The organism is Variovorax sp. LjRoot290 (assembly GCF_964253985.1).
GTDB lineage: Bacteria > Pseudomonadota > Gammaproteobacteria > Burkholderiales > Burkholderiaceae_C > Variovorax.
Genome location: NZ_CAXURW020000002.1, coordinates 811,847 through 826,342, shown reverse-complemented (window position 1 = coordinate 826,342; position 14,496 = coordinate 811,847). Strand labels below are relative to the sequence as shown.

Here is a 14,496-nt window from a genome sequence, read left to right as displayed (position 1 = left end):
CACCGTCCTCACCTTGGCGACTTGAACCGCGACGACGATCCATGGGCTGCTTTCATTGGTCGACTCGGCGAAGCCGAAATGGGTCCAAGCAGTTCCGGCCTCGGGCAGCTTTTTTGCTACCCCTTCGAGGCGGCCGACAAGAAGATGTCCAGTACGGATCTGCACACGCTGCAGGACTGGATGAACTTGCGGCGGGCGTGTTGTGCTCCGCATAAGGCGCACGCGCGCCGCGAATTCATGGAGCTGCACGCCGCTAACAAGAGCACGATCGCCGCCACGGCCATCGACTTCAGCGGGCAGTTGTACGGCATCGAACGAGAGATCAAGGAGCTGAGACCCGAGCAAGAAGCAGCGAAGCAAGGCCCCGTCGCGCGCAATCGCAAGGGGCCGGCACTCCTCATCAAAACGGTGAAACCGTACCAATCACGAAAAGTACGATCACCCCAACTTGCCATGTTTTTCCCGTCGGCGCTAGAGGCGGAATTCGTCCACATTCCGCGCCCGGGAACTTCGCATAGCATGCGTCACATGGAGCCCGGAAAATCGTACAGATGGTCTCAACACCGGCTGGTTGTAGGGTCCCCATGAGCGCTACCGAAACCATCCCCTTCGTCTACGCCCCCGAGGACTTCGAAGTCAACGACGCGCGGATCCTGCGCGCGGTGCGCACCCCTGGCGTCGAGGGGACGGCAGTCTTCGGGAGAGCGACCGACGGCTGGACCAGGGTTGTCGTCACGATCTCTGGCGAGCCCGAGCCGATGCGAATCGCGCGCGCCGGCCTGCCGATGGAGGCCCAGGACTTTGGAGGCGATAGGCCAAAGGCGATCAAGCCGCGTCCGAAGAAGTGACCGGCGTGGCCGCGCACTCGCGCATTCCGCCTGAGGTCGTACCTGGATGCTCAGGTGGGTCGCAGACGCCGGCGCGCCAGCTCGGCACTCGTGACCTTCCTCCCCCGCCGGAGCCACCAGCCTCCGAGCGCGGCGATTACCATCATCAGACCCACGGCGACCCATCCCAGGTGCCTCGTAGCGAACGGCAACCGGGCGCCCGAGGTCGCCGCTAGGACCTGTGCAGACGTAGTTCCACCGCCGCTCGCGCCTTCTGCGGCAACTGGTCCGCTGGCGGGCGCGCTCTCCGCCATGGGCGCCGGCGCCGGCGCCGGCGGCGGCGGCGGCGCAGCATCCGATGGCCTGCTTACCTCGGGTCCAACAAGGGGCGCGACGCTCAGGCTCGGCAGTTGCTGGGAGCCTTGCCGCCGAGGCCTGCTCGGCGTGGAAGACGCCCTCTGCCGTTCCGTGGCTGTGGGGAGCTGCGGAAGCTCGGCGACTGCAGGCAAGTCGACCATCTCGGGACCTCCAGCACTCTCGCTGCCCGAAGCAGCCTTCGGGCGGCCCAACGCGGTGAAGTGTTGCCATAGCGCCGAGATCGCGTGCGCGCGGCATTCCGGACCGGCCGGCAGACCTTGCAGGCGCGTGTCGAACCCGTTGATCGATGCCTGCCCATAGCCAAGGCTTTTGAACACCAACTCTGCGTCGTTCAAGCGGCTTCGAGACGTCGGCGACGGCTGAGCCAGGTCAGCATCCGCGGGCCGGGCGCTCTTGCCGCACAGCTCGGCAGCGACGTCACGCAGCAGGATCGACGCGGATGCTTCAAGCTGGCCTCGATTCACGGCTTGCGACCACGAGGGAGCAGATAAGGAAGCGAGGAGGAACAACCAAGAAGCGGTGAGAGGCGCAGACATCCAGCCTATCTTCGCCGCAGGTGCGCTCCTTACACCACGAGAGTTACTCGCCGACACGCCGAGCACCGAGAGCAGCCAGCAGGCGAGCGGCCCTGAAGCAGGCGCCTAGGGCGAGGGTCCCGACGGACCGCGTCCGATGCGCGCCAGCAACTCGCCGGTCATCGCTCCAGCGTGCTCGGGTAAAGATTGCTCCCGTACATCCGGACTTTGGTCGTGGCTTTTGGCCATCTGATGGGATCTGCTGGTTGACGCCTCGCTTTGCGTTGCTCGGCCACCGCGCTGGAGATGCCGTGGACCTAAGCCCAGTCGGCCATCTCGTCAATCCACGTTCTCCGCGGTCTCCGGGGTGGAGACGACGCCGAGAATCTGCGTCCAACGACCGGAGGGGACTATGTTGATCTTCACGAATCGGGGGCGGCCGAGTCGATCGCTACAGCACAGAACGTCGCACTCCTGGCGCCGTGTGTTCGGGCGGTCGGTCATCGCGAATGGCTCGCCAAGATCCGGCCCAACAGCCAGCTCTTCGTGACATTCAACGACGGCGACTCGGTCTTGGCCGGAGCGAGCATCGCAGACAACGGTCTGACGGGTGACACACAGTTGAAGCTCGGGACAGACCCTACACCCGATCGGCTTCGAGTTCCGTACATGCGCTACATCAGCTGCACCAATACAAGGGATGGTGGCGGTGGCCATGGGTACTTTGTCCAAGACAAGATGCCCAAGAAGATGTTGAACGTGTTCGGTCGCACCCTTCGCTCTCGACGCGATCTGGAGGCCGGACAGATTGACCGGAAGATCTACGGAATCAAGGGTGACGAGGACGGTCTGACTTGCTACTTCAACGCACCGGATCAATGAGCGCCGTGGACTTGGCTTGTTTGGATGCTCAACGCACCACCGGCGTGCAAGGCATGGGGGGCACGCGTTGAGCGCACGCAAGCACCACGCTGCGCAGCTAGCCATCGGTCAGTCCACTAGCGTGTGCGTGCCGAGCGCCTCCCGCTACGTTCCGACCGGCGTGGTCCTCAAGCGTGGTGCGAAATACGTGATCGTCGCTGACAAGAGCCACTGGCAGGACTGGAAGCTCGACTCTGATGCCGATGGGCGGGATAGACCCACTTTCGTGCAGTCAATGGTGAGTTGGGCCTTGCGCTGTGAGTCGGGAAGGTGGTTCCAGCTGATCGGTTCGGTGGGACGATCCGGTGAACACCTTTTCCCAGTTGGGAAGCACCTTCAGTGGACCTATGAAGGGCAGGGCGGCAGCCGCGATGAAGAGCTGCACCTATTCGCCAACGATGCCTGGTTTGCGTACTGGAACAATCGCGGCGAGATAAACGTCACTATCACGCGCGTCGCTTAGCGGAGTTGAGCCAGTCGCATGCTCTTCAACTTCAAGCCAGGACGATTCCAAGGTCGAACAGGTTCTCTTCCTTCACGAAAGGCATCCGCAAACCCGATCCAACTTCGACATAGCGCATGTGCGGACTGGCGTCCTCCGAAACAATCAATCCCTCATCCAACGCGTTCACTGCGATGGAGATCATGCAATTGTCCTCGCCAAACTCTGGGTCGCCGAATTGGACGCCGTCGGTGCATTGCTGTACCAATCGGTCAGGGGTGGCGCCGTACCACAGCGATGCCAGGTACAGCTCCCGGCCGGGGAGCTGCAAGATCGTCGTGTAAGCATTCCCCGCCGACTCTACGAAGTAAGCCTTCCGACAAAGCAAGAAGAAGCCGTCGGGATGATTCTTCTGCGCCTGCTCGCCGCGCAAACGGTGCCTCGTACCGTTCAACCGAGATCTCTGCATCGATCAGCCAGCCGAGAGCCGTCGAGCCGGAATCGCATGGAGTGAACAACAAAACCTAGCTGTCGGCTACATAAAAACCTAGCGCTCGGAAGACAATGAAACCTAGCTATTGGTTACAATAAACCCTAGCTGCCGGTTGTCGGAGAAACCTAGCCACCGGTGACTTTTGGATCTGGACCCAAGTAACGAGGGCGAAGCATGGCAACGAATCAGGCGACCGCCAGCCGAACAGCCACCCCTGCTCAGAGGCGACTCGCCGCCGGCCTCGAGGCGTTGCACGCCTTGCAGCAACAGGGCTTAAGCGTCTTCAGCACGAATCAATTCTCGCGCGCGGACCGTGAGGCGTTGCTCCATGCCGGGTATATCCAACCAGTGATCCAGGGCTGGTACATGTCCGCCAACCCTTCGGCGAAGGCCGGCGACACCACGCCATGGATTGCGGGCATGAAGGACTTTATCGCCGCCTATTGCAACGCCAGGTTCGGCGCGGACTGGTGCGTTGCCGCGGACTATTCGCTGAAACTTCACGCCGGCACGACCCTGCTGCCCAATCAGGTCGTCGTTCACGCGCCACTGGGCAAGAACAGCGTGGTTGCCTTGCCGAACGGGTTCTCCCTCATGGACTACCAGGCCAAAGACTTTCCGGGCTCGGACCGGCGCGACAGCGTCGGCAATATTCGCACGATGACGCTGGCACAGGCACTCCTGAAGGCGCCAGAGAACTTCTTTAGAGCCTCCGCCCAGGACGCGCAAGTTGCATTGCTGTCAATCAGCGACGCGTCGGAGCTCAGCCGTCTGCTCGCAGAAGGAAACCACCGCACAATTGCCGGCCGCCTCGCGGGCGCCTTCCGCGCTGTGGGCCGAGACGCGATTGCGGACGATATCGTCGGATTCATGCGCACCTTGGGCAACCAGGTCACCGAATCCAACCCGTTCGAGACCCCGCCGCGAATCGTGCCAGGCGACCGCATCGAGTCCCCCTACGTCTCCAGATTGCGGCTCATGTGGGCGTCCATGCGCGACGACGTGGCCAACACCTTCCCGCGCGAGGAGCAGGACCTTCCGAGGGACGTTCCCGCGTTCATGAAGGCGATCGAAGACGTCTACGTCACCGATGCCTACCACTCTCTGTCCATCGAGGGCTATCGAGTCACGCCTGAACTGATCCGTCGCGTGGCAGCCGGAGACTGGAACGAGGACATCCATGAGCAGGACCGGCAGTCGAGAGATGGGATGGCGGCACACGGCTACTGGCTAGCGCACAACGAAGTCAAGGCCTCCATTCAAAAGATCTTCGCGGGTGCGAACGCTGGCGACGTCCTCAAAAGCGATCATGGCGCTTGGTTCCGAGCAATGTTCTCGCCGAGCGTCACAGCCGGACTCCTCGCGCCAAGCGACCTCGCGGGCTACCGAGGCCATCAGGTCTACATTCGCAACGCCCAGCACGTACCACCGCCGCGTGAAGCGGTGCGGGTCATGATGCCCGTGCTTTTCGAGCTGCTACGCGACGAGCCATCGGCAGGAGTGCGCGCGGTCTTGGGCCACTTCATGTTCGTCTTCATTCATCCGTACATGGACGGCAACGGTCGTCTTGGGCGATTCGTCATGAACGCGATGCTGGCCTCCGGCGGGTTCCCATGGACGGTGCTGCGTCTTGAAGAACGCGACCGGTACATGGCGGCGTTCAACGCGGCAAGCGGCCAGAGCGACATCAGGCCGTTTGCGACGTTCGTCGCCCAGAGCCTGGCCGCAGCGAGGGAGGCGCAGGCCAACACGCGCCGCAACGATGGCGCCTCAGACGCCAACATTGACGAAGACGATCCCCAACGCCCGCGCGGCTGAGCGCCACACGGACCCTGTCGGAAGGACCTCGCGCGCGGCAAGGTGCGCCGAGTTCTGAGTGCGCGTTCGAGATTGGCAGCTCCCATCGGGTGCAAGCGGGCGAGAGCATTCGAACCAGGCCGTGGCGCAATGGGGCGCCCCGCTGCAAGGGCCCGCAAGTGGTTCCAGACAAGGCGCACAGAGAGATTCAAAAAACGTGCTGGCGACGTCTCAAGGTGACATAAGCGGAATTTCGCCAAAGACTTCCTTGGTCTCCATGTTAAGGAGCTCGATTTTCCTCACTAGGACAGGTGCAAGATACGTAATCGTCGTGTACCCGCTTGGCCAATCTAAGGTCGGCTCCTTGATGAAGTAATCGCGAAACGCCCATTCGGGAGATGAGCTGGCCCTGGGCATTGCCCAGACACCTACGGATGTCGTTCCATAAAAACGCCATCTCAATTTGTCAATCATGCGTTTTGCAACTTCCGGACCAACATTTAGACCAACCTGCAGCTTGTTTAAGTCTGGCGTTACTCTGTTTAAAACCACGATTCCAAATTGCTATCTCATGTGCTCGGTAAGGTGCAAGGACCTATGGGCGGGCGAACCCAAACGCGTAAGCCTGGTCCATCCGCTCCTGGCGCGCCTTCGCATCGAGGTCCGTCATCGGACTCGCGATGCCTGCACCCATCGCGCGAGTCATCCCGGCCTTGGCATGCTGCCGATGGTGCAAGGCGCCGAGCGCCAGTGGAATGCGGCGCAGCAGCGAGGGCTTGATGTTGTCGTCGCAAGAGGGGGCTTGCGGGTGGTTCATTGATTGCTCCAGGTCGGCCAGCCGCGCGGGCGCAGCCGCGCGCGCCGGTTGTCAAGGCCCGGACCTGCTGGCGAGGACAGGGCCGGGAACCGGTGTCGCCATGGACACATGCTGCGGCGCAGCATTGTATGGGTGCGCCGGCCGTGATCGCAGCGCTGAGGCGCAGGCTGCCGCTTTCCATTGCCGAGATCGAGGAAGCCTGCCCCGGCGAACGACGCTCGCGAATGCGTTGCGCCGGTCAGATCGACAGCACTGCGTTCCAGATCGCGGTCGCAGCTTGGCCGCTCTGGCGCAGACGGCCGAGATTGAACCGGCCCTTGCGGATGCGATGCACTGCGGATGCGGGTATGCGTTCGCAACGTGTAGACCAAGCTCGGTCCCATTCGTCTGCCATCGAACGGTTCGATTGATCCCCAGAGGAAAGAACGGGATGATAGGTTCCAAGTACAGCATCTGCGGCAATGAAAATCTGACCCCAGTTTCTTCAGTTTCTCCCAGGACCACGCGACTTTACGAATGCAGGCAGCCTCCGTCGTCGGCGTCCGGCTCTGCGCACCGGTTCAGGATCTCCGCGCGCACGGCGTCGCGCAGCCGGATCGACGCTGACCAATCGTCACCATCCGGTCGGACCGGGGCACTGACCATCACGCTGATCGGCACGCGGCGTGGGAACCACTGGCCGTCGCGCAGCACGGAGCGCGTGCCGCGGATCGTCACCGGCACTACGGGCACTCCGGCCTGCGCTGCCGCGGAGAACGCGCCCGCATGGAACGGCAGCAAGCCTGGCACGCGCCGGAACGTGCCTTCCGGAAAGAACAGCATGGCTGTGCCGGCGCAAACGCTGCGCGTCACCCGCGCGACGTCCTCCGCCCCGCGCTGCGCGTCGTCGCGGTCTACAAAAATGGCGCCGAGACCTCGCAAGTACAACCGTGGGATGAACTGTTCCTGGAGCGCTCGCTTGGCGACAAAGCGGACATGGCGCGGCAGTGCGGCGACCAGAATGATTCCATCCAGATAGCTCGCGTGGTTCGCCACGACCACACAGGTCGCCTCTCGCGGCAAATTCTCGAGTCCCTCGACTGCCAACGGGAGCCCGGACAGACGTAAGAAGAGCCGGGCCGCATGGTGGCTTAGCGCCCAGCTCCAGGACGACTTGGGCAGCACTGCGGCCAGCGCCCACGTGATGGGCGCGAGCATCCAGAACACCAGCCAGACATATCCAGCGTAGGCCACCTCCGCACCGACGCGCCAGGCACGCCGTAGTTGCGGCAGTATTGCCTGCCATGCAAACCGCGCGATCTGCCGCCACGGCGCCGGCTGCTCGGCCGAAGCGCCACCGTTCTCGTACAGTTCGCGGCTGGCCGCGCGACGAAGCTTGCCGCTTGATGTCTTCAAGACCGTGTACGGCGGCACCAGGACCACGTCGTCCGGCGGCGCACCGAGGACGCTGACCGCGGCGGTGTTGATCTGGCGGCGCAGTTGCGCTTGCGCCTCGGGGGGCATACTGCGGGTTTCCGCCATGACGACGATCCGTTCGCTGCGGGTCCGAGGGTCCGGGCTGCCGAACACGGCGACGCAGCCCTTGCGGATAGAGGGAATCGCGCCGATGACCTCCTCCAGGTCATACGGGTACACCTGACGGCCGCCCCGAATGATCACGTCCTTCGCCCGCCCGGTGATGTAGACGTCGCCTTGTGCCATGTAGGCGTAGTCGCCCGAGTCCAGCCACTCGCCATCGAACAGTCGGCGCGTCTCCTTCGAGTTGCGGAAGTAGCCGCTGGTGGCCGACGGTCCCTTGAACAGCAGACGCCCTTCCTGGCGTTCCGCCACCTCACGTCCCGTCGAGTCGACCAGGCGGACCTCATGGCCCGGCAGCGGCTGGCCGCATGCCACGACCAGCTGCACGTCAGACGCGCCGGTCGCCGCGGACAGCGCGCGGCCCGAGCGCGAGAACGCTTGGCGGTCGATGCGGTCCACTATCAGACCCCGCCCTGGCGGCGGGAAGGTCAGGCCCAGCGAAGTCTCCGCCAATCCGTACACTGGTGCCAGCGCTTGCGGCCGCAGCCCGTAGCGGGCAAAGCGTTGCTGAAATTCCAGCATGGTCGTCGCGCTGACCGGTTCGGCGCCGTTGAACGCAAATCGCCAACTGGAAAGGTCGAGCCCGTCCAGCGTGGCCTCGTCCAGCCTGCGCAGGCACAACTCGTAGCCGAAGTTGGGCCCACCCGAAAGCGTGCCGGAGTGCCGGTGCACGGCCCACAGCCAGCGTTCCGGTCGCGCGAGAAACCTCAGCGGCGACATCGCCACCAGCGGATACGCGTAGTACAGGCTGCCCAGCCACGCCCCGATCAGCCCCATGTCGTGGTACAGCGGCAGCCAAGAGACGAAGACGTCTTCGGAACTGACTTGCAGGACCTGCCCCATGGCCCGCAGGTTGGCGAGCAGGTTGGCGTGCGTCAGGACCACTCCCTTGGGACTGCTGGTACTGCCGGAGGTGTACTGCAGCAAGGCGATATCGCTTGCATGGGCAGTGACGCGTTCCAAGGAGGCAGTGCACGAGGACAGTTCTTCAACGGTGCAGACAACGCGCAGCGACGGCACCTGCGACTTGAGCAGCGTCGCCAGCGCCTTGGCCTGCGGTACGGTGATCAGCACCGTGGCCAGCGCATTGGTGAGGATGCCGACGTGACGCCGCAGGTGCTCTTCGATCTGCGCCGCCCGCGCCGGCGGGTAGATCGGTACCGGGATGCCTCCGGCGAGCAGAACGCCGGCGAAGCTGAAGAAGTACTCACGGCTGGTCGGCAGCATGAGCGCCACGGGCTGACCCGGCTGAAAGCCCCGATCCAGCAGCCCCGCAGCGACACAAGCGGCGCCCTGCTGCAAATCGGCATAGCACAGGCGCGTCAGTCCGTCGTCGCCGCCGTTGTCGATCACGACGTGCTCGCGCTGCGGATGAGCCCGCACATGCCAGTCGAGCACCTGCTGCAGAGTCGCCGCCGCGTGCGGCGCTTGCGAGACGCGTTCGGGCACCGGAAGCCGCTGTGCCTGCAGCACTTGCGTCTGGCGTGGACCACGTGCGGCCAGCAGCGCACACAGCAGGTCCCGAGGCGCTTCGGCCGTGCTCAGCATATGCTCCGGCGGGCGGACGCCAAACGCGCGCTCGAGGCGCATCAACAGCTCCACGCGCGCCAGGCTGTCCAAGCCAAGGTCTTCCTCGAGCGCGCTGTCCAGCGTAACCGGGCCCATGTCCGCGCGACCTGGGTGAAGTTCGGTCAAGACCTCCCGCACGATCTGCAGTACAGCCTCGTCCGACACTGCGCGAGAAGGCGAGTCTACGTTCATTGGCTGATTACCGCTCCTGCATTGGGGGGCCTTGGGTTGAGGTGCCATCAAGGTTCTTTCCATAGGCGAAACCATCCTGCGCCGTTCTCGACGCCCCGGCAAGAAAGCCATCAGGGCGTGAAGTCGCGCATCAACCCCATGCTCGACTTCAAGGTCCTCAATCACGCGGCGGTGACGATCGCTGGCGTGGAGTTGCTGCATCGCATCCGCAAGGGCCAGTTCGATCTCGCCCGGCTGCGCGTTCGAGGCCAAGCTGCGCCCACGATCTGGAACGCCGTGCTTTCGGCCCGACCCGCGCGGCGCTTTGGCAAGTTACTCGGCCACGCTAAAAAGTTTGCACCGGAGCCCCACTTGGGATGCTCGTACTTTTCACGGAAACTGGGGCGCTTTGGGGCAAAAACACCTTGCGCGGCAACGACTTGCGAGCTCGGGTCATGTCGTGACCGTCGGTCGCCGTAAAGCCTTGATCTCCAACGGAATATCGCCGCTGGCCGTATCAGTTTGCGCAAAAAGTACGATCACTCCGATTCCCTGTCCGTTGGCCCTCATCACGCGAGCAACCCGTTTATTGGTTCACCGGGTGCCCGCGTGCAGCTCACGCGTCACGCGATAGCCGTAGCCAGGCAGCTCGTCCTGGATGTCACCGATGAGTTCGACCAGACGTCCATCGGCAATCTGCTCAGGCTGCACGGTCGAACGGTAGTAGTAGGTGCTGCGCGATGATTGGCAGCGATAACGGCGCCCGCATGGATATGTGAACTTGCGCCGAACCAAATTCCAGCATGATCAGGACGTCTTGGTGAAGGGGCGGCGCATTGCACGCTCGCACGCTGCACGACGATCCGTCATCTTTCCACGCTCGAGTATCCAGACCTTGTCGTCCAAAGAACTTGTCGCCTTCATGCGCGTAAGAAACGCCACATAGCTCGCCCGCTCCAATGCGTTCTTGCATGGGCGATACTTTTCCGTGGAATCCGTCTCCTCGGGCCACCGCGCCGCCTGACGATCGAGCGTTGTCTTGACAGCGTCGAAGGTTTTGCGATCGCCCATTGCTTGAAGATCTGTGACCTGGGTTGAGAGGTTGTTGAGCGTCTTCTGCGCAGAGATCGCCAACGTCCGCACCGCCTCTTCGTCGGCCCACGCACTCTGGAGACATGTCAGTGTCAGAAGAGCGACTGCCGACCAACGACGAAACCGTTTCATGTGAAGCTCCTTCGTGCTCAAGCCTCTTTAGGGGTGATCGTACCTTTCACGGAAATTGGTGCGCTTTGGGGCAAAAACACTTTGCGCGGCAACGACTTGCGAGCCTCGCACCGACGTAAAGCAAGGCGCGCCAGTTCCATGCGCTCTTTCGCCACCTATCATGTACCGATTCGGTGGACAACATTCAAGGTGACCTATATGCCAAGGCCTGCCAACCCAAGCGAGCCACCTGTGAACTTCACCCCATTTGACGGCGAGGGACGACCAGGCTCCATAAGGCGCGTGTTCACCTGCGCGCAGCCGGCGGCATGTTCCGCATCGAAGGTCCACGCAGCAAGGTTGCTTGATGCGACTAGCCCATGCGCCTCGCCAACTTCGCGCACCCAACGCCGGCAAAACCAGCCTGTATCGACAATGTTGCTACGTTCGCAAAAATGCGGTAAGGTATCGACATTGACGATACAACGGAGGCCACATGCATGTAATGGTGAAGAAATGGGGCAACAGCGCGTCGGTGCGCATTCCTGCGGCGGTGATGGAGGCAGCTCGGCTGCATTTGGACGAAACCGTAGACGTGCGTGAGGAGGAAGGGCGTATCGTGATCGAACCTGTACGGCCGGGCGAATTCGAACTCACAAGGTTGCTGGCCCGGATCACCCCCGAAAATTTGCACGGCGAAGTCAGCTTCGGTCCGGCTGTGGGCAAAGAGGCGTTCTGATGGTTCGCCGCTATGTGCCCGAGGCCGGGGACATTGTGTGGCTGCATTTTGACCCGCAAGCCGGGCACGAGCAGGCCGGGCATAGGCCCGCGTTGGTGCTCAGCCCGTCGGCGTACAACGGAAAGACCGGCTTGATGCTTTGCTGCCCTTTGACGACGCAAGTAAAGGGCTATCCGTTCGAGGTCGAGATTGCTGGAGCCCGAGCAGGCACGGCCCTGGCCGATCAAGTGAAGAGCCTTGATTGGGTGGTCCGCAAAGCGAGCCGCAAGGGCAGGGCTTCTTCTGCAGAGTTGGCCGAAGTCAGGGCAAAGGCAATCGCGCTCATCGGCCAGCCTTAGTATTTCCTTTTCTGAGATTCGCGCATTGTTTTCTTCAGGCGGCCAACTCCAAGGGCTGGCTCTGCTGTCGCGCGCCGGCCGGGCATGATGAGCTTGGCGACGCTGCCCTGGATGCGTGCCGGCAGTGCCTCGGCGGCAAGCGCGACGCCGCTCGAAACCTGAAGGCCCCCGTAGCTCGGTGGAACGGGAGTCGTGAATCGTCCGGCAGCTGTCGCCGAATGTTTTCGCTGTTTTCGGCAGGGTTGGACGAACAAGAAACATCTGGTGGCGAAGACCGTGCTGTACGGCCAGCACATCCCCACCTCGTCCATCTGGTGCCTGCCGAAGCCGCTCTCGCGAGCCGCACCCGGCCAGCCGGTCGACGCGGGCGGCCCCGTCGGCCACTGTGCTCGCCCGCGCCGAAGTTCACTCTCACTCGGGCTTGATCTGACGGCACAGACCGGCGTGAAGGTGTACTTCTGCGACCCGCACAGCCCTTGGCAGCGCGGCACTTGCGAGAACACAAACGGCCTGCTTCGTCAGTACATGCCCAAGGGTACGGACCTGAGCTTGTTCAGCCAGGACGAGCTCGATGGGATCGCCGACAGCATGAACAACCGGCCTCGCGCCACGCACGCGTGGCACACGCCTCTGGAGGTGTTCGCACGAACACTCGCATCGTCCCATCAACCGCCAGCGTCAATCCACTGACTCAACCCTGTTGCACTTCAGACTTGAAACCGCCAACTGAAAGGAGAGGGCGGTGGCGCCCATCGGCTTGGACCAACTTGGCCGACCTCTCTATGGACTCAACGTTCGCGACTGCGACGTTCGGCGGGCGAACTCGAACTCACGGCTATCTCGCAACCCTGCGTGTCGGCGCTGTGGCTGCGCGCTTGATGATTGATTTCGCTGCGCCTGAGGGCTTAGCCACACTCGTCGAAGACCGTGTGGCGCGCTTGGCGGGCTTTCTGGGCGCCCCACTCAACGCATCGAGGAGGTGACGTCTGGCAACCTCGTACGAGACCGGTTTTTCACGCATGGCGACCTCGACTTGGTAGGTACTCGCACAGAGCTGTCAGTCAGGGCCGTGCCAATGGCCGCAACCGTCGCCGTGATCGAACGCTTTCGTGACGCTGCGATGTTCTGTCGTGAAGGCGTGATCAGAGGTTCTTTCGATGCTACGAGGTGGTGGCTTTAAACGCGTAAACCCGCGCGCAAACCACGAACTCCTCATGGGCATAGGCAGGCAACGGCGCTAGACTCACTTCGCGTGCGCGAACGCTCGCCGCTGCAGCAGGAGCCGCAGGAATTCACTTTCGAACGCACAAGGTGGTTTGAGCAACAAGGCCATGTTGGAACCCACCGACAGAGACGTCTGACGTGTTGGACGCGCATCGCGTAGTGACCGTCCACCCCATGCGGTGCCCGGCCTTTGCTGGAACAAGCCATCGTGAGCGCTTCAGGAGGGCTGCTAAAGCTAGCTTTCTGTGGCTTGTGACCCTTCAAAGATTCTCCTCTACCGCGGGTAGGTGGCTCCAATGGCGGTAAAGTAGCACTAGTGTGCTACAATAGGTGGGACAGGAATCACCGATGTCCACGACCACCATTCGCATTGAGGATGACTTGAAGGCGCGGGTCGCCGCAGCTGCGGAGCGAGCCGGGAAAACTGCTCACGCCTTCATCGTCGACGCGATCGCTCAGACTGTCGAACAAGTCGAGATAGAGGAGGAGCTTCATCGCGTCGCCGACGCGCGCTGGGCCAAAGTGCTTTCGACTGGCAAGACCGTTCCCTGGGATGATGCCAAGGCATACCTTGAGGCTCGCTTGAAGGGAGAGCGGCCGAGGAGGCCGGCAGCCCGCAGGCTCGTTCGGTGAGCGGTCGAGGAGTTCGGCTTGAGCTTGCGCCGGAGGTCTTTGACGACTTTGATCGGTTCTTTGATCACATGGCCAAGTTCGAGGGAACCGATGGGCCAGGGCGGATTGAGCAGATCGTTCAGTCCCTGCAAATCTTGACTCTCAGCCCTCTTATTGGCCGGCCTGTGAAAGGTGGCAAGCGCGAATTGGTCATCGGGCACGGATCGCGCGGGTACGTCGCGCTATACCGCTTTCTGGCAGATCTCGACATCGTCTTCATTCTGGCCATACGTTGCCAGCGCGAGCGGGGTTTCAAACGCCGGCGCTGAAGTCTGTGTCCACGCCGGTCGGATGTTCTGCGCCGTCGGATGGCGATGCAATCCCGCAGTGTGGGTTGTTGGCCTGCTCCTCATCCTCTTGATGGCGGCCATAGAGACACCAGCGACGCCCACTTGCAAAGACGGCAGGGCGTGAATAACCCCAATAACCTGAATAACCTCGCGCGCGCAGCGCAAGGCGCGCTCGGGCATCATTTCGCTGAATTGGGGAGGGAGCGATGGTTGAGTGGGCTGAGAAATTTGCTGCTGAGATGCTGCGTCTTACGGAAGGGCGCGCAATGTACAACGACATGTTGGACTGGGGTTTAGGGCTGTGGCCTGTACAGAACGAGCGCGACCCTGCGGAGGTCGCGAGGGGCGAGTTTCGCAACGCAGTCCAAGATGACTAAGGCACCAGCAATTTTGGCCGCGCCAACCCCGCACTTGCCATGAGTGCTCGGCTTCGCGCCGCAACGGGCGCAAGAGTGACCGCCGAAGGTTGAGGTCACACTGGATCAGCCAGCGGATTCAAAATCCCCACCGAAAGGTGCGCCG

At 62.5% G+C, this 14,496-nt stretch carries 14 protein-coding genes and 1 pseudogene; 11 read left to right on the top strand and 4 right to left on the bottom strand.

Annotated features, from left to right (window positions below):
- Positions 1-21: 21 nt before the first annotated feature.
- The 4 genes from ACSQ9A_RS32970 to ACSQ9A_RS32955 all read left to right on the top strand — a co-directional run bounded on the left by ACSQ9A_RS32970 (position 22) and on the right by ACSQ9A_RS32955 (position 3,104).
- Positions 22-588 carry an IS66 family transposase gene (locus ACSQ9A_RS32970; RefSeq protein ID WP_436307014.1) on the top strand — a complete coding sequence of 189 codons (567 nt, stop codon included), beginning with the start codon at positions 22-24 and terminating at the stop codon, positions 586-588.
- On the top strand, positions 585-848 hold the full coding sequence (locus tag ACSQ9A_RS32965) for a hypothetical protein (RefSeq protein ID WP_436307013.1): 264 nt from the start codon (positions 585-587) through the stop codon (positions 846-848). Before ACSQ9A_RS32970 ends, ACSQ9A_RS32965 begins: the two co-directional genes overlap by 4 nt.
- A 1,418-nt stretch (positions 849-2,266) precedes the next feature.
- Positions 2,267-2,602: a hypothetical protein gene (locus ACSQ9A_RS32960; RefSeq protein WP_436307012.1), complete on the top strand. Its 336-nt coding sequence runs from the start codon at positions 2,267-2,269 to the stop codon at positions 2,600-2,602.
- Between the two features lie 67 nt (positions 2,603-2,669).
- Entirely contained in the window at positions 2,670-3,104 is a 435-nt protein-coding gene (locus ACSQ9A_RS32955; protein WP_436307011.1) for a hypothetical protein, read from the top strand.
- Between the two features lie 31 nt (positions 3,105-3,135).
- Here the strand turns inward: ACSQ9A_RS32955 and ACSQ9A_RS32950 are convergent, their stop codons facing one another.
- A complete protein-coding gene (locus tag ACSQ9A_RS32950; RefSeq protein WP_436307010.1) occupies positions 3,136-3,516 on the bottom strand; it encodes a hypothetical protein in 381 nt (126 codons plus the stop codon).
- A 234-nt stretch (positions 3,517-3,750) separates the two neighbouring features.
- On the opposite strand from ACSQ9A_RS32950, the gene ACSQ9A_RS32945 reads away from it, so the two are divergent.
- Positions 3,751-5,394: a Fic family protein gene (locus ACSQ9A_RS32945; protein WP_436307009.1), complete on the top strand. Its 1,644-nt coding sequence runs from the start codon at positions 3,751-3,753 to the stop codon at positions 5,392-5,394.
- Between the two features lie 574 nt (positions 5,395-5,968).
- Here ACSQ9A_RS32945 and ACSQ9A_RS32940 read toward each other — a convergent pair.
- The gene (locus ACSQ9A_RS32940) at positions 5,969-6,190 is read right to left on the bottom strand and encodes a hypothetical protein (RefSeq protein ID WP_436307008.1); all 222 of its coding nucleotides are present in this window, start codon (positions 6,188-6,190) and stop codon (positions 5,969-5,971) included.
- Between the two features lie 510 nt (positions 6,191-6,700).
- Positions 6,701-9,529, bottom strand: coding sequence for an AMP-binding protein (locus ACSQ9A_RS32935; protein ID WP_436307007.1), 2,829 nt, complete (start codon positions 9,527-9,529; stop codon positions 6,701-6,703).
- Between the two features lie 117 nt (positions 9,530-9,646).
- Here ACSQ9A_RS32935 and ACSQ9A_RS32930 point away from each other — a divergent pair, with 117 nt between their 5' ends.
- Complete coding sequence (locus tag ACSQ9A_RS32930) at positions 9,647-9,988, top strand: hypothetical protein (RefSeq protein ID WP_436307006.1); 342 nt, start codon at positions 9,647-9,649, stop codon at positions 9,986-9,988.
- 327 nt (positions 9,989-10,315) lie between these two features.
- Here ACSQ9A_RS32930 and ACSQ9A_RS32925 read toward each other — a convergent pair whose 3' ends face one another.
- Complete coding sequence (locus ACSQ9A_RS32925) at positions 10,316-10,732, bottom strand: hypothetical protein (protein ID WP_436307005.1); 417 nt, start codon at positions 10,730-10,732, stop codon at positions 10,316-10,318.
- A gap of 475 nt (positions 10,733-11,207) precedes the next feature.
- Here ACSQ9A_RS32925 and ACSQ9A_RS32920 point away from each other — a divergent pair, with 475 nt between their 5' ends.
- The 5 genes and pseudogenes from ACSQ9A_RS32920 (at position 11,208) to ACSQ9A_RS32900 (ending at position 13,953) form a co-directional block, all read left to right on the top strand.
- Positions 11,208-11,450, top strand: a complete 243-nt coding sequence (locus ACSQ9A_RS32920) for an AbrB/MazE/SpoVT family DNA-binding domain-containing protein (protein WP_436307004.1) — start codon at positions 11,208-11,210, stop codon at positions 11,448-11,450.
- Entirely contained in the window at positions 11,450-11,788 is a 339-nt protein-coding gene (mazF, locus tag ACSQ9A_RS32915) for an endoribonuclease MazF (RefSeq protein ID WP_436307003.1), read from the top strand. Before ACSQ9A_RS32920 ends, mazF begins: the two co-directional genes overlap by 1 nt.
- A gap of 423 nt (positions 11,789-12,211) precedes the next feature.
- A pseudogene (locus ACSQ9A_RS32910) lies at positions 12,212-12,478 on the top strand (IS30 family transposase); the annotation flags it as partial.
- A gap of 882 nt (positions 12,479-13,360) precedes the next feature.
- On the top strand, positions 13,361-13,645 hold the full coding sequence (locus tag ACSQ9A_RS32905; RefSeq protein WP_436307002.1) for a CopG family ribbon-helix-helix protein: 285 nt from the start codon (positions 13,361-13,363) through the stop codon (positions 13,643-13,645).
- Positions 13,642-13,953, top strand: a complete 312-nt coding sequence (locus ACSQ9A_RS32900; RefSeq protein WP_436307001.1) for a type II toxin-antitoxin system RelE/ParE family toxin — start codon at positions 13,642-13,644, stop codon at positions 13,951-13,953. Before ACSQ9A_RS32905 ends, ACSQ9A_RS32900 begins: the two co-directional genes overlap by 4 nt.
- Positions 13,954-14,496: the final 543 nt, after the last annotated feature.

Coding starts and splice junctions, on each gene's coding strand:
- ACSQ9A_RS32945 (WP_436307009.1), top strand. CDS start 3,751: ATGGCAACGAATCAGGCGACCGCCAGCCGAACAGCCACCCCTGCTCAG.
- ACSQ9A_RS32965 (WP_436307013.1), top strand. CDS start 585: ATGAGCGCTACCGAAACCATCCCCTTCGTCTACGCCCCCGAGGACTTC.
- ACSQ9A_RS32905 (WP_436307002.1), top strand. CDS start 13,361: ATGTCCACGACCACCATTCGCATTGAGGATGACTTGAAGGCGCGGGTC.
- ACSQ9A_RS32920 (WP_436307004.1), top strand. CDS start 11,208: ATGCATGTAATGGTGAAGAAATGGGGCAACAGCGCGTCGGTGCGCATT.
- ACSQ9A_RS32935 (WP_436307007.1), bottom strand. CDS start 9,529: ATGAACGTAGACTCGCCTTCTCGCGCAGTGTCGGACGAGGCTGTACTG.
- mazF (WP_436307003.1), top strand. CDS start 11,450: ATGGTTCGCCGCTATGTGCCCGAGGCCGGGGACATTGTGTGGCTGCAT.
- ACSQ9A_RS32940 (WP_436307008.1), bottom strand. CDS start 6,190: ATGAACCACCCGCAAGCCCCCTCTTGCGACGACAACATCAAGCCCTCG.
- ACSQ9A_RS32925 (WP_436307005.1), bottom strand. CDS start 10,732: ATGAAACGGTTTCGTCGTTGGTCGGCAGTCGCTCTTCTGACACTGACA.